Source organism: Nitrospira sp. (assembly GCA_029194665.1).
Classification (GTDB): domain Bacteria; phylum Nitrospirota; class Nitrospiria; order Nitrospirales; family Nitrospiraceae; genus Nitrospira_D.
In genome coordinates this window covers 406,172-430,127 of record JARFXO010000003.1, presented here as the reverse complement: position 1 = coordinate 430,127, position 23,956 = coordinate 406,172, and the positions used below count along the sequence as shown (strand labels likewise).

Below are 23,956 nucleotides of genomic sequence, written 5' to 3'. Positions count from 1 at the left end.
ATCGTTCAGCATCACTTATGGAGCTGTGGATGGACTCCTCGAAGGGATCCTGTCAGGCTTGCGGAACCTCCGGCGGCCCGCTCACGAAATTTTCGCTGGGGAAAGACTTTTTCGGCCGTCCCTACGATCGTCTGTCGCCTTTATCGGATCAGAACCCGAAATGGTATTGTGTCATTTGTTCAGTCCACAAGAACCTGCAGCGGGATTTTCGCGATATCCAGGCTGAGTTCGACAAACTGAGCGCTGGTCAATGGTCGGAGGTCTCGAACACCGATGAGCTCCGACGCGCGTCATTGAGGTTGCAGGAAATCATGACGATCTTGAAGGGAACCCAGCAGCAATCTCCGTTCCTCAACGGCCGGGATGTCGCGCTACTGATGGAACGGCTCAATACCCTCACCATGCCGGTATAGTTGCTACGTCTCTATGCCACCATTTCAACGTCACATCTTCGTCTGTACCAACCAGCGTCCCAAAGACGACCCACGCGGCTGTTGTGCAAACCTCGGCTCGGAAAAACTCCACGCGCATTTCAAGAATGAAACAAAACGGTTGAATCTCAAAGGTCTTGTTCGAGCCAATAAAGCCGGCTGTCTGGACCATTGCGATCTAGGACCCAGTGTGGTGATTTATCCTGAGGGAGTGTGGTACTGGGTCGGGACAGAAGCCGACGTCACCGAGATCATGGAGCGGCATGTTCTGAAGGGCGAGATCGTCACCCGATTGCTCATGCCTGATCACCCGGTTCCCGAACGATTGACCCTCATCAAGATGTCATAGGGCTTCCCTACGATCATTCCCATGCCGACAGAAGACAAATGGAAGGCCAACATGGAAAAGGTGGCCTTCACGAAACGGTTTCCAGGGCTGCTGCTGGACTGGAAATCGTTCGAAGGCAAAGCCATCCAGACTGTGATTCCATTGACCGGAAAACCCGGTGCCGCCGTGATTATCTGCAGCGATGCAACCTTTACCGTTGTCTCCGCGCTCTCACCTGAACCCTGGGCGCTCGGACAGGCCATCGCCGATGCTCGCGCTCAACTGGAACCGGCACACCAAGCAGCGTACGAAGAATACGATCGATTAGCGACACAGGACAAGGAAGCGTTGAGAACCGCCCGACTGGAAAAGATTCTTGGCGCAATCCACAACAATCTGGAACAGATTCCTGAGCTCAAAGCACGGCTCAAAGAACTTGTGAAGGAATGGAAGTGAGCAGTCTGCCGAATAAGAACATGTTTGAGATCTTCTCGCAGGGTCTCTTTGAAGGAGTCAAACCCATGCTGGTCGTTCGTGATCATCTCGTCCGCCATCCCGACCGCTGCACTCATCAGGCGCTCTGTGTCCCGATTTGCCCGACCGGTGCCTGGCTGTCGACCCCCCCTTATAAATTTGATCCATCGCGATGTCTAGAAAGTTGCCGGCTCTGTCTGGACGCATGTCCCTCACAAGCGATCTATGTCGTTTTTAGGAAAGGCGACAAGCTCTTGGAGCCGCAGAAGAAGACAGGCTAGACACTCGTGCCGGCACAAGTGGGAACCACCCGGCTTCTCAAGCAGAAGGAACGCGTGAGTAAAGCTTCTGGAGATGAGGTGACCGTTCAGATGATCTGTTTGCGCAAATGCCCCCAATAGGCGGTCCCGGCATAGCCGCAGGCACCGGTGCCGGTCGTCATAGCCATGATTTGATAGACCTTGCTGCGCGGGATTTTGACTTTTAAAGCGGGATTCAGAAGATCAGGGGAGTTCATGACCAGCTTGAGCGATTCTCCGGCAGAAAGAATCGGCCACATGCAAGCCAGCCGCAACCGGGTTTCAGAACGCGGAATCGCCATCGTATAGAGCCAGCCCTGATCAAGGTGCTCGACTGCCAAGCGAACAAGTTTGCTCAGCACAGGTTTGACAGGAAGGAGATTGTGCTGATCCAATAAATCTTGAGGTTTCAGCCCAGCTTCGGTGAGCATCATTTCGGGAATGTAACAACGCCCCTTCTGCAAATCATGAGCGATATCTTTGACGATATTCGTCAGCTGCAGCCCCTTTCCAAATCGAATCCCGATTTCCGACATCCGTTGAATGTCCCAGTTGGCCAACGCTTTCCTATGGGCACACATCAAGGAAGTCCAGAACTCACCCACACATCCAGCCACATGATAGGTGTAGCGATCTAAGTCATCGAGCGTCTTGAGCGCGGTGAGATCCGCCACGGAATTTCCAGGGAACGTGCCCAGATCCATTTCCATTCCTTGCGTCAAGATCGTCATCACTCGCTGAATCCGACGTCGGTCGTCCGACGAAAAGTCGAGGAAGCGACGGAAACACTCGTCCAGCCGTTCGAGCAGGATTCGCTCAGCCGAATCTTCGTGAAGCGACCCCATAGCTTGCTGAATCGTACGGATCTGCGCCCAATCGATCTGCTCACCGAGAAACTGCTCTCTGAAGCGGTTGAGAAAACCTAGACGACGCGATCGGTCGATCAACTCCGCATCGGCGATCGTATCGGCAGCCCTGGCAAAGAGATACGCCAAGCTTACTTGGTCTCGGACATCAGACGGCACGATCACTAACGTCGTGTAAAAAAGGCGAGACACACGTCTGAGCAGCTCGCGAAGCAGTTCCTCTCTTGAAGCGGCGGTAGGCATCATTTGACTTCCAGTATTCCTTCCATTCCTTTGTCTCTATGGCTCGGTATGGGCCACAATCGTTTGTCGCAAAAGAACGGAAAGAGACCAGGTTGAGTCAGGACGAATCTGGCCACGACGGTCCTCCCAGCTCCGACATCTTGTTCGACCAACAAGCTGCCGGCTGAGTCTTTCATGATAAAGTTATGCGGCGTAATCATTGTGACACTCGTCAGAGTCAGCTCCACCGGCTTCCCGTTTTCCACAACCAGATGGTTCGGCGAATAGGAATAGCTGTCAAGGATGACCGTGGCGCGCTGAACGCCATCCGGCGACATTGGGACAACGATCGGTAGGTCAGGCTCTGAGCCGTCAGCGGCCTGTCCGACCGCGACGAGTGCGGCCATGAACCATCCCACCATACCAAGCACGCCAAAAGACTTCCGACTGACCTCCATGAGAACTTTCTAACAGGAAGGGCTGAGATGGGTCAACTTTGCCCCGTACTTTCAGCGACTTCGAGCGTCTTGACTTTTAGCAACACGTTCTTATTTGATGAAATCAATGATCGCTGAAGACTGCAACTCTGAAGAACAGTTTGTGTATAATATGGCCGGTTCCGTCTTTGGTTGAGTGCGTAGGCGAAAGCTTATCGCGAAGGAGGATTTCAATGAAGTGGCTTAAAGGTATTGGCCTGTTCCTGATTGCAAATTTTCTGATCTATATCACGCTGTCGTTCACGGCCAATCTGTTGATAAACGTGGTTCTGCCGGCGTTCGGAATCGATGTGCGGGGAGTCTTCAATCAGCAGCTATTGGTCTGGTCGTTGGTGCTCGGGTTCGGTGGCGCGTTCATCAGCTTGGCATTCTCCAAGCAGATGGCGCGAGCGATGCTGAGCTGTCAGCAAATCACTCAGCCGCGGTCACATGCCGAGCATGTGATTTACGGCTCCGTCCAGGAGATTGCTCAACGGCTTCACATCACCATGCCGGAAGTCTGGGTGTATGAGTCGCCGGACCCCAATGCATTTGCCACCGGCCCGAGTAAGAACAATTCGATGGTGGCTGTTTCGACCGGCTTGCTGCAGAATCTCAAAGAAGATGAGGTCAAGGCGGTTCTCGCCCACGAGATGGGACACGTCTATAACGGAGACATGTTTACGACGACCGTGCTTGCCGGATTGATGAACACGTTCGTCTACTACATCAGCAACTTCCTGGCACAATTGGTTGGGCAACCTCAGGGAGACCGAGAGGAAGGGAGTGCGGGAAATCCTATCCTCGCTTTTGTGGTGTATATCTTCCTCCAAATCGTTTTGTCATTCCTGGCCATGCTGGTGATCAGCTGGCATTCTCGTCGGCGGGAATTCGGTGCGGACGCATTCGCCGCGCGGGTGTATGGTAAGGGAGCAATGATCTCAGCCTTGGAGGGGATCAATCGGTGGGTCACCAGAGCGCAGCCCGAATACGGCACGCAAGATCCCCTGGCGACCTTTAAGATCTCGGGCAAGTCATCTGGATTCATGCACCTCTTCGCTACTCATCCGCCGATCGAGGAGCGGATCGCAGCCTTGCAGCGGCTGCCGGTCTAATGAGCATCACCGCATTCGGTAAAACCTGATGTGTTCGCGATATTCCTGGACGGCCGCCCACAAGGCGGCCGCTCCCAGGACGATGTTCGCATCAAGCACAGCCTCGATCTCCGGATCGTCAATTTCAACCTCATATCGATCCTGAATATTCGTCCTGACCGGACCCTGTGCTACATCGCGAGGCATGAAGATTTCCTTCCAAACCTCCTTTTCAACCAAACAGACATCCCGAAATCGCTCATACAATAAGCTCAACTTTTCAGAATCGGTAATCCTCACGCGCTCTCCCATGAGTCCCTTTCTTCCTATATTTATCTCAGCTCTTTCTCATCCTGAGACGAGACGGGCACAACATCCTTCCTGATAACGTGCATCATGCCGACCTGGCTTCCCAACATGAAACAGCTGTTGTCTCAATCAGCAACCTGGCCTGTGGCCAATATTCCTGCCGAAACATCATCAGGCAGGGACGCATCGTACTGAGAGGCATTGCAGTGGTCAATTACCTCCGTGATCATCCGATGAATCCTTGTGCGCTATCCATTCTATGGTAGAGTGCTTTTGGCTTAAGGATGATGACAGCCCACCCAGCACCGCCGGATTCAGCAGAACAGGTTCCTGACAGTCATCCTGCTTCTATAGATCCACACGAGTCCGGTCGGCGCTATGGCATTCGTGATGGGCTGTTCCAAGCCGTTGCCCAAGGGGGAGGTGAGCAGTATCTCTCGGCCTTTGCTCTGTTCCTCCACGCGACACCATTCCAGTTAAGTCTCCTCTCCGCTATTCCCCAACTCTTGGGTACATGGGCTCAGTTGATTTCAGTCAAAATCTCACACCGGTTCCCCAGCCGAGCCTCCCAAGTGTTTTGGGGCATCATCGGACAATCTGTCGCCTGGATCCCCATTCTTGCGCTGCCGTTGATCTGGCCTGACCAAGGGGCGTGGCTACTCATCGCCACCGTCGCTGTGTATTTCGCCTTCACTCATTTCACCTCTCCTGCCTGGAATAGTCTCATCACTGACTTGCTCAAACCAAACGAACGGGGTACGTACTTTGCTCGACGATCACGAACCGTTGCAATGACCAGTTTTCTCGCACTCTGCCTGGCCGGATCCTTGCTGACCTTCTTCGAGCATCAACAACTCCTTTGGGTCGGCTTTGCCGTGATGTTCCTCGTAGCTGGCCTCTGCCGTAGTGCGTCGGCTCTCATGCTGGTGAAGGTACGCGGCTTACCATCACATGAGTCAGGTAGCCACCCGACGAGTTTTCTGGCTTTTCTTCGTACCGGCATGTCCGACAATTTTCGCCACTTCTTACTGTTTTCCGGGCTCATGCATTCTGCCGTGCTGGTTGCCGGTCCGTTCTTTGTCATCTACCTGCTCCAGGATCTTCACCTCACTCATTGGCAATATGGAACCTGGCTGGCCGCCGGTATCATCGGGCAATTCCTGACCTTGCCAGCCTGGGGACAGTTCGGCGATCGTTTTGGGAATAAGGTGTTGCTCTCTTTCACCGGACTACTCGTCGCGTTCCTGCCGATGTTGTACCTGCTCGGCACTTCGTGGCTGTTTCTTGTCACCCTAAACTTCCTTGGAGGCGTAGTATGGGCAGGACTTGGACTGGGGTTGAATAACTATGTCTTTGATGCGGTACAGCCAAGGGATCGGGCGAAGGCGGTCGCTATTTCAAGCATCGTCAACGCCATCGGGTGGGCCATGGGAACGGTCATCGGAAGCTGGCTGATCAGCACCGTCCCACTCCATTTGCAAATTGGGGCGTTGACTCTGGATCCTCCCTCCAATCTCCCGTTTATCTTCTTTCTTTCCGGCCTGTTTCGCTTGATTGTCTCGACAATGCTCCTCAGAACCTTTCACGAGCCTCGCGGAGTGGAACAACGCGCCCACCACAGGTTGTTATGGGAACTGCCGCTGCTAAAACCCTTGCGACAACTCTCACGCCGGGCGATCAACACTATTCAGTAACGAACCACTCCGGAGTCGACAGCATGATTCTTCTCCTCTTGTTTGAGCTTTTCGAACGCTTTGTCGGCATTGCTTCGAACTTGGTCTTGCGTCACTGTCGGCGAAGGTTTCGGCGCTTCGCCGGCGCAGCCTCCAGTACCCAGTAGCAACACCCCTATTCCAGTCGCGATCAACCCATGGCTCTGCCCCGTCGGCCATGTCACCTGCTTTGGCATACTACTCCTCCCTTTTTTCATAATTGCCATACGATTCAAGTCACATCATACCACTTCTAGGCTGAACACTTTCTAGCTCGTCTCGCCTATCAAGCCATTTAAAAATCTTACCTACCGGGGGATCGTTGGGTCATTTGTGAATCTTACCGAGCGGCTCATCGCTCCTTGCACACAGGAGCATCTTTGGGGCGGTCCGTCTGGGAAATCGACCGCTGTATGTGGCCCAGGATCAACGATCGCCCTGGCGTCCATGCCGGAGTAGCCTCACTTATGAGCGTCCTGTGCCGCGTAGGGTCTGGTTCTGGCGCGGGACATTGGGGCTGAAGGTCCAGCCACGCCACGGCGTACTCGCCCGAGGCTGCGGCGGCCGGGGCGCTGGCTCGCGCGGCGTGCGACTGGCCCGTGTGGCGAGTGCCCAGAGCTGTTCCAGGCGCTGATCAATGCGCTGGTGTCAAGGGTCATCCAAATTGCCCCAGTTATGGTCATCGAAAATTCCCCACCCCGTTAGGTTGTCGTTGACGCTTCTTCGACCCGCACAAGTCCGGCTTTGAGTTTCTCCTTCAGCCGGTAGGAATGGCCCCGGATGTTGATGGTGATCGCGTGGTGGAGCACCCGATCCAGGATCGCAGTCGCCAGCACCCGGTCGCCAAACACCTCGCCCCAAGCCCCGAAACTCTGGTTACTGGTCAAAATCATCGGCCCCTTCTCATAGCGGCGTGAGATGAGCTGAAAGAACAAGTTGGCCCCGGTGCGGTCAATGGGCAGATAGCCGATCTCATCAATGATCAGCAACCGGGGAATGGTATAGAGCTTCAGCTTGTCCTCCAGCCGATTCTCCGTGAGCGCCCGAGTCAGCGTAGCGATCATGGCGGCGGCTGTCGTGAACAACACCCGATAGCCCTGGGCAATGGCTTGCAGCCCTAGCCCGATGGCCAGGTGGCTTTTGCCCACACCGGGCGGCCCCAAGATCACGACATTCTCGCCGTGCTCGATGAAGTGGCAGGTCGCCACCTGCTGAATCTGCTTCTTATCCAACGAAGGCTGGTAGCTGAAGTCGAAGACCTCCAGACTCTTGACGAATGGAAATCGCGCCAAACTCGTCCGCATCGCAATGTTCTTCGCGGTCTTGGACGCGACTTCTTCGCCGAGCACCTGGTCGAGGAAGTCGGCATAGGGCAGCTCCTTGACGGCCGCTTCTTGTAAGAGGGCCTCCAGCCGCTCCCGACTCTTCAAGAGCCGTAGGCGCGTGAGTTGGTCACGGAGCCGTTCCAGTTGCGCCGCGTTCATGGCCGCCCCTCCTGCGACGCCGTGCGCTCACACACCGCCTCGTACCAGGCCAGATCCCGCACTTCGACCTCCGGCAAGGCATCGGGGCGAGGGGACCGATCGCTCACCGTGGACCGACGGTGGCGGGCGAGACGCGCACTGGCTCCAGGGCCGTGCTCGGGCTGGATTCGGAATTGGTGCTGGCCCGGGAGCACCGGGTGCGTCGCGATCTCTTGGTCACGGTGAAAGATGTGGACCGTGTCCCCCCGTCGTTGCACTTCAACCCGCTGACCAATGAGCCGGAAGGGCACGGAGTAGCGGTTCGTCGCCAGGCTGACCAAATAGTCCTCGGCCACGATCCGTGAGACGCGCGCCTCCTGCTGGAAGGCGCGCTGGTCCGCCAGCGGGACCAGGTGGTTGCGTTCTCGCGCAAACCGGACGAGTGGCTCCTCATGCGTCGTGCCATGGATGCGGCGGTCGGCAATTGTCGCGGTCCATTCGTCAAGTTGGGTTTGAAAGTCCACCAGATCGACAAACGTTCGTCCCGGCAGAAAGTTCCGTTTCAGATATTTCACGCCGGATTCGACCTTACCCTTGGTCTGGGCCCGATAGGGCCGACACACGCGCGGCTCAAAGCCCCAATAGTCGGCGAAGGCTTTGAAGGTGGGATTCCAGAGCCGCCGCCCCGTCTCATCCGCATAACAGACGGTTCGCGGTCGGTCATACAGATGCTCTCGCGTGTGGCCACCGAAATGCGCAAAAGCCCGTTCATGGGCCTCGAGAAACTGCGCCAGCCGCTCATCGGCACAGGCGTAATAGAACCCACGTCGGCTGAACCCCAACGTCAACACGAACACGTGCACCACCGTCGGGCCGGCGCGGAAGGGCACGGTGGCTTGGCCCCAATCAATCTGACTCTGCTGGCCCGGCGGTGTCTCAAAGCGGAGGAGGGCCCGCTCCGCCTGCAGCTGACCCTCACGCAGCGGCGCCACCCCTCGCTTCACCGTCTCATAACTGCCGATGTACTCGTGGCTCGCTCGCAGTTCCTGATAGAGAATCCGCGCCGAATAATTAACCTGCGACGCACGGGTCCGCACAAAGTCGGCATGGGCGGTCAGCAGCGTCTCCGTCATCGCCGCTCGGCGATAGGGTTGCCACGTCGTCTGCTGCAGACTGCGCCGCACGGTCTTCCGATCCAGGTCCAACCGCCGCGCAATCCCTGAAATGGATCCCCGCTCTTCATGACGCAACCGTCGAATCTCCGCCCACCGCTCTTGATCCACCATACATACCTCCCGAGTGTGGTCTACCTGGGACGGTATGATCGTTGTCTCCTTGCTATCGTCAAGTTCCATCACATCCCTCCTTCGGTGAGAGGGTGGGGAGAATTCATTGACCACATCTGGGGATTATTGCATGACCGCTGACACGCTGGGAGAGGATGAAGGGATCCGTGGTCTCCAGCACGCGCTGCAGGGCCGCGACCTTCGCCGGATCTGCCGCTGGACACACTCGTACCCGCTCGAACGGCGTCTGTGGGGCATCATAGCGGCGAATCCGTCGCGAGCCCACGCGCTCCTTGCGCACGAGTTTCATGGAGGGCTGAAAGAGGTTCTGAAAGAGCCGCAAGTCCGCATACAGGGCGTTCAGCGCCGCCAAGGCTTCCCGACTCTCGTACCGCTCCCAGCCGACCAACTTACGCACATGCGTCCAGTTCTTCTGCTCCACATGCGCGTTGTCATCCTTCTTGTAGGGCCGCGAGCGGGTAAACTGGACCTGCCGACCGGTGGGCCGCTTCTGACACCAGGCCAGCAGATGGTCGTTGATAAACTCGCTCCCGTTGTCGGAATCCACGCCCCGCAGAGAGAACGGGAGCTGTGACTCGATGATGGTCAGGGCCTGCACCACCCCGTGCCGACTCTTGCCCCGCACCGCCTGCCGCTCCACCCACGTGGTGTGAATATCGACCCCGTCCAGCGTGTGCAGAAACTCCCCGGCGGCCGAGGCGCCGGAATGCGAGACCAGATCGATCTCCAGATAGCCCGGCTTGCTGACGTCCCAGTGCTCCGTTTTGATGGGAATCAGGTGCTTCAACAAGGACCCTGGCCGCGTCGTCCCATACAGCCGCCGCTTGATTCGGCGCTTCCGTTCCCCTAGCCGTCGGTCGATCTGCCGGGCACTGATTCGCCGAAGCTGGGCTTCCAGCGCCGGGGGGACTGTGGTTCGCCGTTTCAACCAGGGCAGCCAGTGCGGAATCGCGGCCTGCAACCGTTGGCCACAGAGATACCCGGCGGCTTGCCAGATCTCAGCAAGCAGGCGGATCACTGGCTCGCCATAGGTCGGTCGCCGTCGGCCCGCCCGGCGCACCGGCGGCTGGGGCGGCCGCTGCTGGCGCAACACCCCGATCGCATATTTGCGATGATACCCACACACGCGCGTCACTTCGTCGAGCAACGCCGAGCGCTCCGAGCGACTGGCTCGTTGATACCGCTGCCACATGATTCGCAGATACTCGCCCTTCGCCCGTCGCGCCATCGGCTCTGCCTCCATCGGCCCCCTCCTCTGGGCCCGCACCATGCGGCCCCGGAGGGTAAGATTGACAAATGACGCAACGATCGGTGGCCCGGTAAGATTTTAGATGACTCAATACGTCTCGTTGACTCGCTGAAACCAAGAGGGTATGCTCCTCACTCAGCTCAGCACCTAATCCGTGAGACTTTTTATGTCGTTATCCGACCGCCTGACCGAGGACCTTAAGCTCGCAATGAAATCACGCGATCAACTGCGCATGGATGTCATCCGTATGATCAAAGCCGCCATCCTGAACAAAGAAGTCGAGCTGAAGAGGGACCTTGATGATGCTGAAATGAGCCGCGTGATGACGACCCTCGTAAAACAGCGTCGGGAATCCATCGAACAATTTGAGAATGCTCAACGGCTGGAACTGGCTGCCAAAGAACGCAAGGAAATCGAAATTATCGAATCCTACCTCCCCAAACCGCTTTCCCCCCAAGAGATTGAGGGCATTGTCGCAGCGGCTGTCACGGAGACCGGTTCCCGATCACTCAAAGATATGGGAACAGTCATGAAGACGGTGATGGCCCGCCTTGCTGGACAATCCATCGACGGCAAGCAAATCAGCGACCTGGTGAAAAGCAAACTCACCTGATTCATCTCCGGAATCATCAGCTTTACTGAATCCTATCCTCTCGTGGCTTCAGTTTCGTTCGCCCTTAGCCGTTAAGTAGTGGTATGGCGATCCTCATAGTTGATGACTCTCCCGACCAGCATCTATTACTTCGGTCTATTCTGACTAAGGCCGGCCATAATGAGGTTCTCGTGGCCGATTCGGCCGCGGCAGCTTTTTCGGGTTTGAACCTTGGCGGTACGCACCTCTCAATTAATATAGATTTGATTTTGATGGATGTACTCATGCCCGACATCGACGGCGTATCGGCCTGCCGACAAATCAAACAGCAGCCTCACCTTCGGGACATTCCGATCATCATGGTGACGGCCCAGAATGATCTCAATAACCTGAGAGAAGCCTTCTCGGCCGGCGCGATGGATTACATCAACAAACCCGTGAATGGAATAGAGTTACTCGCCCGCGTGTCGTCTGCGCTCACACTGAAGAAGGAAATGGATTGCCGGAAGGAACGGGAAGAGGAGCTTCGCCGCAGCAATGAGGAACTCCAACGCGCCCTCCGCGAAGTCAAAGTGCTTCGGGGGTTGATCCCGATCTGCGCCTCTTGCAAGAAAATCCGCAACGACGGCGGGTTCTGGCAACAACTCGAAGAGTATATCGGCGAACATTCCGAAGCTGAGTTTAGCCACGGACTCTGCCAACCCTGCCTCAAAAAGCTTTATCCTGGTGTTTATCAAGACTAGCTGTTACGATTCCGCAAGCTTCCCTCTCAAAGACCGGTGAATGTATGAGCATCCTCATCGTCGACGACTCTACGGATGATCGGCTACTGTTGCAGACTATTCTGTCGACGGCCGGCTACGAAGACATTTTGACTGCGGAATCGGCCGCCGCCGCGTTCGGACAGCTCGGTCTGGACGGAGGCAAGCAAGGCGCTGCGCGGGTCGATTTGATCCTGATGGATATCCTGATGCCGCGGATGAACGGCATCGAAGCTTGTCGCCAGATAAAAGCCGCCGACCGGTTCCGAGATACTCCGATTATTATGGTCACCGTCAAGACGGATCCGGTCGATCTTCAGCTGGCGTTTGCCGCAGGAGCCATGGATTACGTCGCCAAACCGGTCAACAAGGTTGAGCTTCTGACCAGAGTGCGGTCGGTGCTCCGGCTTGTCCACGAAATCGACCGCCGCCGTGCGCGTGAACAAGAACTCCTCGAGGTCATGCGCCAGCTCCAAGAAGCCAATCAGATGTTGCTCCGTCTCTCCTGCTTAGACGGATTGACGGGTATCACCAATCGGCGCCAGTTCGATGACTTTCTTGACCAGGAATGGCGGAGAGCGGTACGCGAGTCAACTCCTTTGTCTCTGATTATGTTCGATATCGACCGATTTAAGACCTATAACGACTCTAAGGGGCACACAGCCGGCGATGAATGCCTCAAACAGGTCGCTGCGGCAATCTCCGGCTCTGTGAATCGTCCCGGCGATTTGGTTGCCCGCTATGGCGGGGATGAGTTTGTGACGGTCTTGCCAGGCACCAGCCTCGACGGCGCAGCCCAAGTAGCGGAAAGCCTGCGTCGTCGAGTCGAATCTCTAGGCATGAAGCATGCCGATGGAGAACTCGTCACAATCAGCGTCGGGTATGCCTGCACCATTCCCAATAGAAACGCTTCTCCTACCGATCTCATCAAAGCCGCAGATCAGGCTCTCTATCAAGCGAAACAAGATGGACGCAATCGGACTAAATCAGCCAGCATTCTGGCGCTGGTCCGAGACTCACACGACGACTAGAACCGGTCACAGCTGTCCGCCGACTATCGACGCCCCATGTCACGGTCACACCCTCCACGTGGAAAACCACACAACCGAACAGCGGTAACCAGGAGCCTTTCTCGGCCTTTCCGCCCTGCAACCAGGCGAATCTCCGCTTCCCACAAGCGGACGCTCTCCGAACGAACACTCCTCTCGTTCGAGCAGAGGGCAACCACGCTGTTCAAGCGATATCAAGATAGCCTCCACAAGCTCGCGCAGCATAAGGCTTTGAAGGGCGGCAACATGACCCGTGTGTCTCGTGCTATTTCAGAGGCGTGCTGTAGCTTATTGCAAGTCAAACGCGCCAGCATCTGGTTGTTTACTAAGGAGCGATCTACCATCGAACTGATCGACGTTTGTACGTCCCACCGACGACATTCCAACCCTACATTCGTGTTCCAGTCCTCGCGCTGGCGTGCTTATCTTCGATCTCCAGCGCGTAACTATCGCGCCATCGCAGTTCACCATGCTTTCAGAAATTCACGATTCATGGAACTGGCACCATCGTACCTATCTCGTTTCCACATAGAAGCCATGTTGAGCGCGCCAATCAGGCAACAGGGACGACTCGTGGGCGCACTCTGTGCTGAGTCGGTCGGCGCGCCCCGACGGTGGAGTCGATTTGAACAACACCTTGTCAGCCTACTTGCATCCACGGCGGCCCTTGCTTTAGAAGCGGCCGAACGGCGTGAAGCGGAACAAGCCTTCCGTGTCGCCAAAGAAGCCGCCGATGTGGCCAACCGTGCCAAGAGTGAGTTTCTCGCCAGTATGAGTCACGAGATCCGCACCCCTATGAATGCCATCATCGGCATGGCCGATCTCCTCTGGGATACGCCACTCACACCTGACCAAAGGAAGTACCTACGTATATTCAGACGTGCGGGTGGCACACTCTTGAATCTTATCAACGATATTCTGGATCTCTCCAAAGTCGAAGCCGGTCGCTTGGAGTTGGAATCCATCGGGTTCGACCTGAACGAAGTCATCGACAAAACCATCGATATATTGGCGATGCGATCCAACGAGAAGGGGCTGGAGCTTGCCTGCCATGTGGATCCGAATGTGCCCTGTCATTTGGTCGGTGATCCGACAAGGCTCGTGCAAATATTGATCAATCTGATCGGCAATGCCCTCAAATTTACCGACAAAGGTTCCATCGTCGTTCGTGTTACAAACGATCCCGAGCGGAAGATTGCCGGTGCCGTTCGGTTTTCCATCAGTGATACGGGGATCGGCATTCCCCCCGAACAACTCCTCTCGATTTTTGACACCTTTACGCAAGCCCATGCCTCTACGACCAGGCAGTACGGAGGGACAGGACTCGGTCTTGCGATCACCAAACGCCTCGTCGAAGGTATGAACGGGCGGATCTGGGCCGAGAGTACAGTCGGAACAGGGAGTACCTTTCACTGTTCCATCCTGCTTCAAACCCAACCAGAATCGTCCCATCAGAGATCCGCAACCCAGATCAACCTTGCTGGAGTCAGGGTCCTGGTCGTGGACGACCATCCCATCAACCGACTCATACTCCGTGAACTGCTGAGTACCTGGGGGGCTCAGGTTACGGAAGCAGGCGACGGGATGACCGCAGTGGCCGAACTCCACCATGCATCCAAACGAGGACATGCGTACGATCTCTTGCTCCTCGACTGCCGCATGCCTGAGATGAGCGGCTTTCATGTTGTGGAACAGCTGAAATCCTCTCTTAACAGGAGTTGTCCGACCATCATCATGTTGACCTCTGATCATTGGGCGGACGATATCGCACGGACTTATGACCTCGGCCTTGGTGGTTATGTGATTAAACCCATACGGCGGTCCGACCTCTTGCAAACAATCGGGATCGCTCTCGGCCGGACTAAAGGGACGCCGCCGACAGGTGTGGACGTCACAGCACCACCGTCGCCCACTTCGACGCGGGCTTTGCGCGTATTGTTGGTTGAAGATTCCCCCGACAATCAACTGCTGGTACGGGCATACCTGAGGCAGCCCGACTATTTCATCGACGTCGCAGAACACGGGGCCGTCGCGCTGGACAAATTCAAGTCCACGCATTACGACGTCATCTTGATGGACGTGCAAATGCCCGTGATGGACGGCTATGCCGCGACAAAGGCCATCCGCTCATGGGAACGGGATCATGATCTCCCACCCACCCCGATCATCGCCCTCACTGCATTAGCCCTCAAGGAGGAAGGAGCCCGCATCTTCGAAGCAGGCTGCAACACACACCTCACGAAGCCCATCAAGAAATCCACCCTATTGGAAGTGCTTCGGGCATACAAGGAACACGTCCTTTAGCGATGCAGGCCTCACATCCGGAACCAACAGACCAACTCACGATGGAGATCAGTCGCGATCTTGAAAGTATTGTGCCGATCTTTTTAGATAACCGGAGGAAGGACGTCCGGACACTTCGAGACGCGCTGGTGAAGCAGGACTTCAAGACCGTTCAGACTCTGGGCCATCGCATGAAAGGCGACGGAGGTGGCTTCGGGTTCGATCGAATTTCCGAAATCGGAGCGGCGATGGAACGCGCGGGCAAACTGCAAGACCGCTTAACAATCGAACAGCATATCGTCCAATTGGAAGACTTCCTCAAACGTGTGACCGTTGTGTATCGCTAGCGGATAGAGCAAGCGTCCGAGACCAACCGATCTGCGATCTGCATTGGTTTTCGACAGCATTTCCAAGATCAGCGGTCATTCAAGTGCTTCCTCGTTCGCCTGCATGCAAGGTACTGGTAGAGTCTTAGTGACGGGTTGTGTATAATGCAGCACGGGAAGCGTGACCCTCTATTCCTCCCCGTTCTTCGACCGCAGCAACAAGACTGCATACTCCTATGCAGCCAACCCTGCGGGTTTCATGGGGTCACGCTCCAATATCCAACGGGTGGGGGGCTAGCTCAGTTGGGAGAGCACTACGTTCGCAACGTAGGGGTCGGGGGTTCAACTCCCCTGCCCTCCACCAAACCAAGCTCGCTCGTACCGGCGGCTCATCAGGCGAAGCCTCTCTTCATTGCGTCGCCGGATACACATCTACACTGGTTTTGATTTTGCGTACCGCACGCACTTCACCTTCGTATCGTCACTCGTACACTCATCTCTACAGACAAAGTGGACCGTTCGCGTGCCCACTCCAGAGCAGCTATTTCTCCTCGTAGATCTCGGCCACCGGTATTCCACCTCTGAATCGTTCGTTGTACAATCACACTCCCATGCCTCTTTCCTCCCTCATTCGCTTCGGCACTTCAACGTGGACCTACGAAGGCTGGCAAGGCCAGGTGTATCGACGCCAGTACGCCAAGACGACTTTTGCGAGGGAATGTCTAGGAGAGTATTGTCAATACCTCTACAACGGCGAACCGCTCTTTCGCACAGTCGGGAACGATTCCACGTTCTATCGCCCACCAACTGCAAGTCAACTTCGTCACTACCTGAATCAAATCCCCGAAGACTTCGAGATGTGCTTCAAGGTCTGGGAAGAGATCACGATTCCCACCTTTGCCAAGCAGTCTCGTTATGGCCCAAAAGCCGGACAACCGAATCCGCGATTTCTCGATGCAAAGCTATTTACTGACTTGGTGCTCACGCCATACCGCGAGGCCAAGTTTGAGCCGCACATGGGGCCGTTCATCTTTGAGTTTCAGAGGCACGGCCTGAGCACCGACGAGCTCTGTTCACGGCTGGATCAGTTTTTCAGCCGGCTACCGAATGATTTTCGGTATGCGGTCGAGATCCGTAATGCAGGCTTTCTCGGTCCGGACTATCGAACGGTCTTAGAGAACCATGGCGTGGCACACGTCTACAACCACTGGTCCTACATGCCGCCTTTGCTGGAGCAACATCGACGGATGCAAGAGCGCTTCACTGCACCATTCACCGTGATTCGAGTGCTCACGCCACTCAACATGAGCTACGAAGTGGCCAAGAAACGAGCGGCCCCCTACAACAGGATCGTGGGAGTGTTACCACAGATGCGAAAAGAGACTGTGACTCTCATGCAGCAGGCTGTTGGCGAAAACCGACGAGCCTATGTGTTGGTCAATAATCGCTCGGAAGGGAATGCACCATCGACAGTGCAGGAACTCGTAAGGTACATACTCCCTGAAGGGTAATGGTCATACGAGATCCATTACGCAGCACTGATGATCGACTCCCCTTCCGGCTTCCCATTCTCAATCAATACCCGCCGGCCGTCGACACGAAGTCGCCCTTCGGCAAAGAGCTGTACGGCGCGAGGATAGATCTTGTGTTCTTGGACGAGGATTCTGGCGGCGAGGGTTTCGGGCGTATCATCGTCGAGGATCGGCACGGCCGCTTGAATGATGATCGGACCTTCGTCCACGCCTTCGGTGACGAAATGCACGGTGCATCCGGACAACTTGCAGCCCCAATCAATGGCCTTCTTCTGCACGTCCAGTCCAGGAAATGACGGCAGCAGTGAGGGATGGATGTTCATCATGCGATTGGCGTAAGCATTGACCAGCACTGCCGTAACGATTTTCATGTAGCCTGCGAGTAAGACAAGTTCGACTTCATGCAGCTGAAGTATCGCCAATAACGATCGGTCGTACACTTCACGACTATCTGGCCGCCCGGCAAAGGGTTTGGGATCGACAAAAATATCGGTTAGTCCGTGCTTCCGAGCCCGCTCCAGTGCGACCGCGTCCTCCTTATTACTGATGACAGCGATGATCTGAGCCCGTACCTGACCCGCTTCGATCGCATCGACGATGGCTTGCAGGTTTGAGCCTCGACCTGATGCCAGTACCGCCACTCGCAATGGAGTCGTTCGGCTAATCGACATATTCGACTTCCGGCTCCTCCCCGGTGGAGGAAACGATTTCACCGATCTGCCAGCCTCGGTCGCCCAAGGCTGTGGCGCGAGCCAGCACTCCGGACAATGCATCAGGCGGTACCACGAGAATCAACCCAATGCCCATATTAAAAACCCGGTACATTTCTTCCCGATCGACCTGTCCAAGACGGCCTATCACGTCGAAGATCGGAGGCACTGACCAGGCTGATCGAGTGATCCTCGCCCGCACACCCTTAGGAAACACGCGTGGCAAATTCTCCGTAATGCCGCCTCCGGTAATATGCGCGATGCCCTTGATCGGAAATTGCTCGACGAGCGCCAAAATCTGCCTCGCATAAATTCTGGTGGGTGTCAGGAGCACCTCGCCGATGGGCCCATCAAGCCCAGAAAGTCGGCTGTCAACCGTCAGCCTGGCTTGTTCAAACAATACGCGCCGGGCCAGTGAGTACCCGTTACTATGAAGCCCAGAAGAAGCCAAGCCTATGACTGCATCGCCGGATACAATGTGTCGACCATCGATGAGTTTCTGGCGATCGACCGCCCCGACAGCAAACCCCGCCAGGTCATACTCCCCCTCAGGATAGAATGACGGCATTTCGGCAGTTTCTCCGCCGATCAAGGCGCACCCGGCTTGACGACAACCCTCGGCGATGCCGGCGACCACATCCTGAGCTTTCGACACGGATAACTTCCCGGTCGCGAAATAGTCCAGAAAGAACAGGGGCTCCGCTCCGCTCACCGCAATGTCATTGACACACATCGCCACTAAATCGATTCCGACGGTGTCATGCCTATCCATCAAGAAGGCAATCTTCAGTTTGGTCCCGACCCCGTCCGTTCCAGAGACAAGCACTGGCTCTTTGTATTTGCCGGCTTGGAAACCGAAGAGGCCGCCAAAGCCTCCTACGTCGGTCAGGACCTCGGGTCGAAACGTCGATCGAACAAGGGGCTTGATGCGATCGACAAGCTCATCGCCTGCATCGATATCCACACCTGCATCACGATAGGTCGTCATAGCGAAGAGACAAGGGACGTTGAACTGAGGCCGAGGCTGAGCGGGAAACTCGGCACTTATGTTGACCCTCAGCCGTCACCTCGACCGTAACCTGCTTCGGAGGCGCATCTTAACGGAGGGTTCGACGGAGGTCAACGCACCCATCGGAATCGTTTCGAAGGCACTTCCTTGTTCCCAGCCTTCTGTTTTTTCCTTGCCGCTGTAAGAATACGTCCTATACTGTTATACGTATCAGCGTGAGCTCTTCGAGCATACGAGCCAGCGAAGGAGGGCGTGGTGGCCATTTTGATCGTCGACGACTCGCCTGACGAGCGTCTCCTACTCCATCATCTCCTGAAGAGCTCCGGGTATCGGGACTTGATCACCGTCTCTTCCGCTCGCGATGCATTTACCCATTTGGACCTCGATCATCGGGGTGCACATGGTATCGCGATAGATCTGATTTTGATGGACATCAAGATGCCAGACATGGATGGCATCGAGGCCTGCCGCCGCATCAAGGCCCTCGATGCGTTTGTAGGGGTTCCAATCATCATCGTGACGGCTCGGAACCAACGGGACTGGCTCCAGTCGGCGTTCGATGCCGGGGCGACGGACTACATCAGAAAACCGGTCGAGCAGGTAGAGCTCCTCGCACGAGTGAAATCTGCTCTCAAACTCAAGCAAGAAACGGAAGCGAGAAAGAATTGGGAACAAGAGGTCACAAAAACCATCACCGACCTCGACCGCACCGTTCGCGACATCGCCGCATTACAACAACTGATCCCTGTGTGCCCATCCTGTAGAACATCTCAGCCCGCACACATACCCGAAACCGCCCTGAACAAGTACGTACGGGCTCATCCTGAGACGAAATTCCTGGATCTCATCTGCTCCAAGTGTGTAGGGCGCTGATCCTGTCCTGTCGTCGTCCTAGCTCTCAGGTCGCATCTCCACATCGAGCAACTTGATCTTCCGGTGAAGATGGCTTCGCTCGATCTTGAGATCTTCAGCGGTCCTAGAAATATTCCAGTGGTGTTCTCGAAGTTTTCGACTAATGTATTCTTTTTCGAAGGCATTTCTGGCATCTCGGAGTGAGTCGTAGGATTTTGCCAGAAGCAAGTTAGGCGTCTGATTGCCGGTCGAGATCACGCCGACGGTTCGTCCTTGTAACGACAGAGTAGCTTGTGCGGCATCGATCACAAACCCCGGCACCATGATCATCAGCCGCTCGATCAAATTCCTTAGCTCACGAATGTTCCCGGGCCATTCGTACTGCTGAAACACGGCCATCGCCTCCGGCGAGACTTCCTTCATCCGCAACCCTTGCTCCTCGACATGCGTCTTCATGAAATGCCGAACCAGAGCCGGGATATCTTCTCGCCTCTCCCGCAGGGGAGGCACAACAATCGGAACCACGTTGAGACGATAGTACAGATCCTCTCGAAATTGTCCCTTGCCGATTTCTTTTTCCAAGTCCTTGTTGGAAGCTGCCAGCACACGCACATCAACCTTCATCAATTTGGTCCCGCCGACTCGCGTGAACTGCTGTTCCTGCAACGCCCGCAACACTTTCGCCTGCGTATTGAGGCTCATGTCGGCGATTTCGTCCAGAAACAGCGTCCCTCCATCGGCCTGCTCGAACTGACCGCGCTTCATGGATGTGGCTCCGGTGAAGGAGCCTTTTTCGTGACCGAACAATTCGCTCTCAATCAATGTTTCAGGGATGGCCGCACAATTGACGGCCACGAACGGATGGTCCGATCTGGTGCTGTGCGTATGAATGGCGCGCGCGACCAATTCCTTCCCTGTTCCATTCTCGCCTCCGATCAACACCCGACTGTTCGTCGGGCCTGCCGTTGCAATGAGCTCCCGTAGCCGCTGCATGGCCGGAGACTCTCCAACCAACTCGAACTTTTGTTGGACCTTGGTCCGCAGCGACCGATTCTCTTGCGCCAATCGGAACTGCTCCAGCGCGTGCTTGACACGGAGCGTAACATTTTCCAACGACAAGGGCTTCTCGATGTAGTCGTACGCACCCAGCTTGATGGCTTTGACGGCCGTTTCGATGGATCCATGCCCGGAGATCATCATGACTTGCGTCGTAGGCACAAATTCTTTCACCCGCCGTAGGGTCTCCAGCCCATCCATTTCAGGCATCCAGATGTCCAGAATCATGAGGTCCGGCGGGTCAGCTCCATATATTTTCAACGCCTCAACCCCATTGGCGGCTACCGACACGTCATACCCTTCATCTTCCAGAATGCTTCGCAGGGACGTGCGAATCGCTTCCTCGTCGTCCACCACTAGAATCGATGCCGACATAACTCCTCTCTCCTTAGCACGTACCCTTCACCGGTCGACCCTAAACCGACAAATCAAACGTAAACACGGCTCCCTTCGGGTGATTGTTTCCCACCTGGATCTGTCCTTCGTGATCGGTGATAATCCGACGGACAATCGCCAGCCCCAAGCCGGTTCCCGTCTTCTTACGAGTAAAATACGGCACAAACAACCGTTCCTGATCTTCAGGAGCGATGCCGGGCCCCTCATCCGCCACGGTGACGACCACGCGACGGCGTTTCGTATCATACTTCGTGCCGACCCACAGCCGCCCTTTCTGATTCATGGCTTGGACCGCGTTGTCGAAGAGATTGACGAACACACGTCTTAGCTGTTCGCGGTCGAAATTGATGGACGGCAGATCTTCGTCGAGGTCCACCATCAGCTCGATATCTTTTTGCGCCTCGCGATAGAGGGTTGCCACTTCCCGTATCACGTCGTGCAAGGATTGTCGCGTCATTTGCGGAGCAGGGAGGCGAGCGAATTTTGAAAATTCGTCCAGCATCTGTTTCAGGCTCCCGACTTCGTTGATGATGACATTAGTGGCGTCGTCGAACACCCGGTCAAGATCGGGAGATTGTTCGAAGAACTTCTTGCGCAACCGCTGAGCCGATAGTTGAATAGGAGTCAGTGGGTTTTTGATTTCATGAGCAACCCGCTTCGCCACCTCCTGCCAGGCCGCAACTTTCTGGGCTTTAATCAACTCCGTCAGATCCTCAAAGACCAACACAAACCCTAAGTCTTTGTTCGCCTCATCCCGCATACGAGAGCCTTTCAGACCGATCGTGATCAGTTTCCCTTGGAGATCCAATTGGCCTTCCAGGTCCAAATCGTCGCGCTCATCGGCCAGCATACGATCATAGGCGGTCTGGAACGAGTCGAGACCGAACTCTTTGAACACCTCATTGGCCGACCGTCCTCTGAAGCGGTCGGCATCCAACCCTAAGATTCGTTCTGCGGAAGGGTTGAAGGTGGTGATCATTCCGTTTCGATCGATCGACAACAGACCGGCAGCAATCGTATCCACAACCGTTTCGATATAGGCGCGGCGTCGATCCAGCTCGACGTTGGTGTTTCGCAGCGTCAGGTTGGCTTCCTCCAGCTTCGACTTACTCCCCTGCAGATCCTGCGTCATCCGATTGAACGACTCGATCAACGTCCCAATTTCATCGGTGGCCTTGGCATCGATCTGCACCGATAGGTCGCCTTGAGCGACTGCTTCGGTTGCTTCCGCCAATCGTTGGATCGGAACGGTGATCCCGCGTGCCACATAGAAGCCGAACCACGTCGCGCTGAAGAGAATCAACACCGCCACAACGGCAACAAAAAAATACGCCCCGGCTTTAATGGGATTTTTCATCGCCTTGATCTGTTTGTACGCCGTGTATTGACGACCGATCCCCTCCATCTTGGTCAACAGAGATTCAGGGACGTAGGTTTCGACAACCACGACGCCCTCTAACTCGCCCCGTCGGCTTCCGGAGGCCACCGGGATGGCGGCGCGCACCAACCGTCCCGTCTGGGCCTCCTGGACAGAGGTAAACTCTTGCCTGCCGTTAATGACTTGTAAGACCAGCTGACTGATCGGCAGATCCAACACCCCCGACGGAATTTCGCCATCAAGTGCCTTGGTGAGAGTCTCCATCTTGTTCGAAAACACCTCGATCCCTGCGACGCCGTATTCCATCCGTTTCCGAGCCATCGCGGCGATCAAGAGATCACGCTGTACCGGAGTCAGCATGTCTTCGCGAAACAGTTCCTGAGAAATGGCCCGTGCGCTGTTGACCGCGAGCGCGACATGCCCAGCATGCTGCATACGAGCCACCTCATACGAGTCTTTCATGACCTTCTCGATGTGCTCGCTGAACCACATATCGACGGCCTTGTTGACCAGCCCGCTCGCGACGAAGGCCAGGAGCAGCGTCGGGATCAGTGAGAACCCGATAAACGCAGCGATAAGTTTGGTGCGAAATCCTGATCCAACGAGACGGTGCCGACGTTCGAAATACGCTTTGATCAAATTTCTGGACAAGAGAAGTACCAGCACCACGAAACCGATCAGATCCAAATTGACCAGGAGGAGAACCAGTGCGTAGCTGGTCGTCGGTAGGAAGAAACCGCTCTCTTCGGAGCCCGGCGCAACAACTTGGGAGTAATACAGCGTGAGGGCCACGCAGGGGATGAGAAGAATCAGAACGATCCAGACAGGACGAAGATGGCGTAGTTTCCGCTCAGGCTGCTTGAGTTGGCTGTCCGAAGCACGACGCCGGTGACTGCCGACTGGGATGAGGTGACCAGCAGCACTTCCTTCGGAAGCAGAACCTACGGCAGGTACGGGATGATTCAGCTCAGACATTCTCTCGTTCTCCGGCCACCGTCGCCACAAGAAAACAGGGGTTTTTAGCACTATAACCGACTTGCGAGGTAGTCTCAAAGCCTGCTGCACAATTTGCAGCCGTCAGAGAGCTCGCGGGACGGAGAATCGAGCGATAGGATTCTACTTTGGCGGGGCCAGCGTGACATACTTCATGCGAAGGGCATACAGCATGTCGCGCAGGACCGTCTGCTCATCAGGGGTCAGATTGCCTTTCGTCTTGGTTTCTAAGACAGACAATAGATCGATGATTTCCTTGGCCTGGGGCAGGTTGACGGGTATCGTTGCCTGATGAGGGTCGAGTTGCTCGCCCATGAGCATGAGCGATGACGAGCCCAGTGAGATGACGAAGGACGAGAACGTGACCGGAGGTGACGGAGGTGTCTGAGATGGCTCGATCGGTGCTGCAGCCGAAGGCTTCGTCTCCTTTGTGGGCGAAGCTGCCGTCGGAGCGGCCTCGGCTGCTCCGCTTGCCCGCCGATCGCGAATAACGAATCCATGCTCTTCCTCTGCCATTTTTCCTTCTCCCCCACATTCTCCGTTGTTGGCGGTACCCTACCATAGGGTCTATTCGGTCGCAAGCCGTTGCCATTGAAGTTATTCTGAACCTCCGTGCCCGCTCCAACTTTGCACCCTTGACTCCCGTGGCGCTGGACGAGGTATTCGGTACACCGCCGCCTTTGCCGTCTCGTAGGCGATCGCACGAAGACATGCGACGGCGATCAGCGCTGGCACGCTTCGCGAGACGCCATAGTGGAAATCGGCGTGAGAGATATTTTTATCCTCCTT

General features: G+C 55.8%; 25 protein-coding genes and 1 tRNA gene. 14 read left to right on the top strand and 12 right to left on the bottom strand.

Going from position 1 to position 23,956, the window contains the following annotated elements:
* Positions 1-29: 29 nt before the first annotated feature.
* From P0119_11525 to P0119_11510, 4 genes are read left to right on the top strand one after another with little or no spacing between them, the layout of a single operon-like run.
* Positions 30-413, top strand: coding sequence for a hypothetical protein (locus tag P0119_11525; protein ID MDF0666684.1), 384 nt, complete (start codon positions 30-32; stop codon positions 411-413).
* Between the two features lie 13 nt (positions 414-426).
* A complete protein-coding gene (locus P0119_11520; protein MDF0666683.1) occupies positions 427-780 on the top strand; it encodes a (2Fe-2S) ferredoxin domain-containing protein in 354 nt (117 codons plus the stop codon).
* 21 nt (positions 781-801) lie between these two features.
* Complete coding sequence (locus tag P0119_11515; protein MDF0666682.1) at positions 802-1,215, top strand: hypothetical protein; 414 nt, start codon at positions 802-804, stop codon at positions 1,213-1,215.
* Positions 1,212-1,514 (top strand): hypothetical protein, encoded by a 303-nt coding sequence (locus P0119_11510; protein ID MDF0666681.1) that lies wholly within the window; start codon positions 1,212-1,214, stop codon positions 1,512-1,514. The genes P0119_11515 and P0119_11510 overlap by 4 nt, the downstream gene beginning before the upstream one ends.
* Positions 1,515-1,600: 86 nt before the next feature.
* On the opposite strand, the gene P0119_11505 is transcribed toward P0119_11510, so the two are convergent.
* On the bottom strand, positions 1,601-2,644 hold the full coding sequence (locus P0119_11505) for a phytoene/squalene synthase family protein (GenBank protein ID MDF0666680.1): 1,044 nt from the start codon (positions 2,642-2,644) through the stop codon (positions 1,601-1,603).
* Positions 2,641-3,078 (bottom strand): cupredoxin domain-containing protein, encoded by a 438-nt coding sequence (locus P0119_11500; protein MDF0666679.1) that lies wholly within the window; start codon positions 3,076-3,078, stop codon positions 2,641-2,643. Before P0119_11500 ends, P0119_11505 begins: the two co-directional genes overlap by 4 nt.
* Before the next feature lie 212 nt (positions 3,079-3,290).
* Here P0119_11500 and htpX point away from each other — a divergent pair, with 212 nt between their 5' ends.
* Positions 3,291-4,211 (top strand): protease HtpX, encoded by a 921-nt coding sequence (gene htpX, locus P0119_11495; GenBank protein MDF0666678.1) that lies wholly within the window; start codon positions 3,291-3,293, stop codon positions 4,209-4,211.
* Positions 4,212-4,217: 6 nt separating this feature from the next.
* Here htpX and P0119_11490 read toward each other — a convergent pair whose 3' ends face one another.
* Entirely contained in the window at positions 4,218-4,502 is a 285-nt protein-coding gene (locus P0119_11490; protein ID MDF0666677.1) for a hypothetical protein, read from the bottom strand.
* 281 nt (positions 4,503-4,783) lie between these two features.
* On the opposite strand from P0119_11490, the gene P0119_11485 reads away from it, so the two are divergent.
* A complete protein-coding gene (locus P0119_11485) occupies positions 4,784-6,193 on the top strand; it encodes an MFS transporter (protein MDF0666676.1) in 1,410 nt (469 codons plus the stop codon).
* Here the strand turns inward: P0119_11485 and P0119_11480 are convergent.
* The 4 genes from P0119_11480 to P0119_11465 form a co-directional block, all read right to left on the bottom strand.
* Positions 6,187-6,408: a hypothetical protein gene (locus P0119_11480; GenBank protein ID MDF0666675.1), complete on the bottom strand. Its 222-nt coding sequence runs from the start codon at positions 6,406-6,408 to the stop codon at positions 6,187-6,189. The two genes, P0119_11485 and P0119_11480, sit on opposite strands and share 7 nt — an antisense overlap.
* Before the next feature lie 504 nt (positions 6,409-6,912).
* A complete protein-coding gene (istB, locus tag P0119_11475; GenBank protein MDF0666674.1) occupies positions 6,913-7,695 on the bottom strand; it encodes an IS21-like element helper ATPase IstB in 783 nt (260 codons plus the stop codon).
* Positions 7,692-8,960, bottom strand: a complete 1,269-nt coding sequence (istA, locus tag P0119_11470; protein ID MDF0666673.1) for an IS21 family transposase — start codon at positions 8,958-8,960, stop codon at positions 7,692-7,694. The genes istB and istA overlap by 4 nt, the downstream gene beginning before the upstream one ends.
* Before the next feature lie 103 nt (positions 8,961-9,063).
* Complete coding sequence (locus P0119_11465; protein MDF0666672.1) at positions 9,064-10,224, bottom strand: hypothetical protein; 1,161 nt, start codon at positions 10,222-10,224, stop codon at positions 9,064-9,066.
* Between the two features lie 172 nt (positions 10,225-10,396).
* On the opposite strand from P0119_11465, the gene P0119_11460 reads away from it, so the two are divergent.
* The 7 genes from P0119_11460 to P0119_11430 all read left to right on the top strand — a co-directional run bounded on the left by P0119_11460 (position 10,397) and on the right by P0119_11430 (position 16,752).
* Positions 10,397-10,843, top strand: a complete 447-nt coding sequence (locus P0119_11460) for a GatB/YqeY domain-containing protein (GenBank protein MDF0666671.1) — start codon at positions 10,397-10,399, stop codon at positions 10,841-10,843.
* Between the two features lie 83 nt (positions 10,844-10,926).
* Positions 10,927-11,565 carry a response regulator gene (locus P0119_11455; protein ID MDF0666670.1) on the top strand — a complete coding sequence of 213 codons (639 nt, stop codon included), beginning with the start codon at positions 10,927-10,929 and terminating at the stop codon, positions 11,563-11,565.
* A 44-nt stretch (positions 11,566-11,609) separates the two neighbouring features.
* Complete coding sequence (locus P0119_11450; protein ID MDF0666669.1) at positions 11,610-12,614, top strand: diguanylate cyclase; 1,005 nt, start codon at positions 11,610-11,612, stop codon at positions 12,612-12,614.
* A gap of 264 nt (positions 12,615-12,878) precedes the next feature.
* Entirely contained in the window at positions 12,879-14,936 is a 2,058-nt protein-coding gene (locus P0119_11445; GenBank protein MDF0666668.1) for a response regulator, read from the top strand.
* A 2-nt stretch (positions 14,937-14,938) separates the two neighbouring features.
* Positions 14,939-15,262, top strand: coding sequence for an Hpt domain-containing protein (locus tag P0119_11440; protein ID MDF0666667.1), 324 nt, complete (start codon positions 14,939-14,941; stop codon positions 15,260-15,262).
* 267 nt (positions 15,263-15,529) lie between these two features.
* A tRNA-Ala gene (locus P0119_11435) sits at positions 15,530-15,605 on the top strand.
* 247 nt (positions 15,606-15,852) lie between these two features.
* Positions 15,853-16,752 carry a DUF72 domain-containing protein gene (locus P0119_11430; protein MDF0666666.1) on the top strand — a complete coding sequence of 300 codons (900 nt, stop codon included), beginning with the start codon at positions 15,853-15,855 and terminating at the stop codon, positions 16,750-16,752.
* 17 nt (positions 16,753-16,769) lie between these two features.
* Here the strand turns inward: P0119_11430 and purN are convergent, their stop codons facing one another.
* A complete protein-coding gene (gene purN, locus P0119_11425; protein MDF0666665.1) occupies positions 16,770-17,444 on the bottom strand; it encodes a phosphoribosylglycinamide formyltransferase in 675 nt (224 codons plus the stop codon).
* Positions 17,434-18,471, bottom strand: a complete 1,038-nt coding sequence (purM, locus tag P0119_11420; protein MDF0666664.1) for a phosphoribosylformylglycinamidine cyclo-ligase — start codon at positions 18,469-18,471, stop codon at positions 17,434-17,436. The genes purN and purM overlap by 11 nt, the downstream gene beginning before the upstream one ends.
* Before the next feature lie 276 nt (positions 18,472-18,747).
* Here purM and P0119_11415 point away from each other — a divergent pair, with 276 nt between their 5' ends.
* Positions 18,748-19,365 carry a response regulator gene (locus P0119_11415; protein ID MDF0666663.1) on the top strand — a complete coding sequence of 206 codons (618 nt, stop codon included), beginning with the start codon at positions 18,748-18,750 and terminating at the stop codon, positions 19,363-19,365.
* Positions 19,366-19,383: 18 nt separating this feature from the next.
* Here P0119_11415 and P0119_11410 read toward each other — a convergent pair whose 3' ends face one another.
* From P0119_11410 to P0119_11400, 3 genes are all read right to left on the bottom strand, one after another.
* On the bottom strand, positions 19,384-20,775 hold the full coding sequence (locus tag P0119_11410) for a sigma-54 dependent transcriptional regulator (protein ID MDF0666662.1): 1,392 nt from the start codon (positions 20,773-20,775) through the stop codon (positions 19,384-19,386).
* A gap of 40 nt (positions 20,776-20,815) precedes the next feature.
* A complete protein-coding gene (locus tag P0119_11405; protein ID MDF0666661.1) occupies positions 20,816-23,149 on the bottom strand; it encodes an ATP-binding protein in 2,334 nt (777 codons plus the stop codon).
* Positions 23,150-23,290: 141 nt separating this feature from the next.
* On the bottom strand, positions 23,291-23,683 hold the full coding sequence (locus P0119_11400) for a DUF1844 domain-containing protein (GenBank protein ID MDF0666660.1): 393 nt from the start codon (positions 23,681-23,683) through the stop codon (positions 23,291-23,293).
* Positions 23,684-23,956: the final 273 nt, after the last annotated feature.

Coding starts and splice junctions, on each gene's coding strand:
- P0119_11490 (MDF0666677.1), bottom strand. CDS start 4,502: ATGGGAGAGCGCGTGAGGATTACCGATTCTGAAAAGTTGAGCTTATTG.
- purM (MDF0666664.1), bottom strand. CDS start 18,471: ATGACGACCTATCGTGATGCAGGTGTGGATATCGATGCAGGCGATGAG.
- P0119_11505 (MDF0666680.1), bottom strand. CDS start 2,644: ATGATGCCTACCGCCGCTTCAAGAGAGGAACTGCTTCGCGAGCTGCTC.
- P0119_11410 (MDF0666662.1), bottom strand. CDS start 20,775: ATGTCGGCATCGATTCTAGTGGTGGACGACGAGGAAGCGATTCGCACG.
- istA (MDF0666673.1), bottom strand. CDS start 8,960: ATGGTGGATCAAGAGCGGTGGGCGGAGATTCGACGGTTGCGTCATGAA.
- P0119_11515 (MDF0666682.1), top strand. CDS start 802: ATGCCGACAGAAGACAAATGGAAGGCCAACATGGAAAAGGTGGCCTTC.
- P0119_11465 (MDF0666672.1), bottom strand. CDS start 10,224: ATGGAGGCAGAGCCGATGGCGCGACGGGCGAAGGGCGAGTATCTGCGA.
- istB (MDF0666674.1), bottom strand. CDS start 7,695: ATGAACGCGGCGCAACTGGAACGGCTCCGTGACCAACTCACGCGCCTA.
- P0119_11445 (MDF0666668.1), top strand. CDS start 12,879: ATGACCCGTGTGTCTCGTGCTATTTCAGAGGCGTGCTGTAGCTTATTG.
- P0119_11400 (MDF0666660.1), bottom strand. CDS start 23,683: ATGGCAGAGGAAGAGCATGGATTCGTTATTCGCGATCGGCGGGCAAGC.
- P0119_11460 (MDF0666671.1), top strand. CDS start 10,397: ATGTCGTTATCCGACCGCCTGACCGAGGACCTTAAGCTCGCAATGAAA.
- P0119_11455 (MDF0666670.1), top strand. CDS start 10,927: ATGGCGATCCTCATAGTTGATGACTCTCCCGACCAGCATCTATTACTT.
- htpX (MDF0666678.1), top strand. CDS start 3,291: ATGAAGTGGCTTAAAGGTATTGGCCTGTTCCTGATTGCAAATTTTCTG.
- P0119_11520 (MDF0666683.1), top strand. CDS start 427: ATGCCACCATTTCAACGTCACATCTTCGTCTGTACCAACCAGCGTCCC.
- P0119_11450 (MDF0666669.1), top strand. CDS start 11,610: ATGAGCATCCTCATCGTCGACGACTCTACGGATGATCGGCTACTGTTG.
- P0119_11430 (MDF0666666.1), top strand. CDS start 15,853: ATGCCTCTTTCCTCCCTCATTCGCTTCGGCACTTCAACGTGGACCTAC.
- P0119_11440 (MDF0666667.1), top strand. CDS start 14,939: ATGCAGGCCTCACATCCGGAACCAACAGACCAACTCACGATGGAGATC.
- P0119_11480 (MDF0666675.1), bottom strand. CDS start 6,408: ATGCCAAAGCAGGTGACATGGCCGACGGGGCAGAGCCATGGGTTGATC.
- P0119_11525 (MDF0666684.1), top strand. CDS start 30: ATGGACTCCTCGAAGGGATCCTGTCAGGCTTGCGGAACCTCCGGCGGC.
- P0119_11405 (MDF0666661.1), bottom strand. CDS start 23,149: ATGTCTGAGCTGAATCATCCCGTACCTGCCGTAGGTTCTGCTTCCGAA.
- purN (MDF0666665.1), bottom strand. CDS start 17,444: ATGTCGATTAGCCGAACGACTCCATTGCGAGTGGCGGTACTGGCATCA.
- P0119_11500 (MDF0666679.1), bottom strand. CDS start 3,078: ATGGAGGTCAGTCGGAAGTCTTTTGGCGTGCTTGGTATGGTGGGATGG.
- P0119_11485 (MDF0666676.1), top strand. CDS start 4,784: ATGATGACAGCCCACCCAGCACCGCCGGATTCAGCAGAACAGGTTCCT.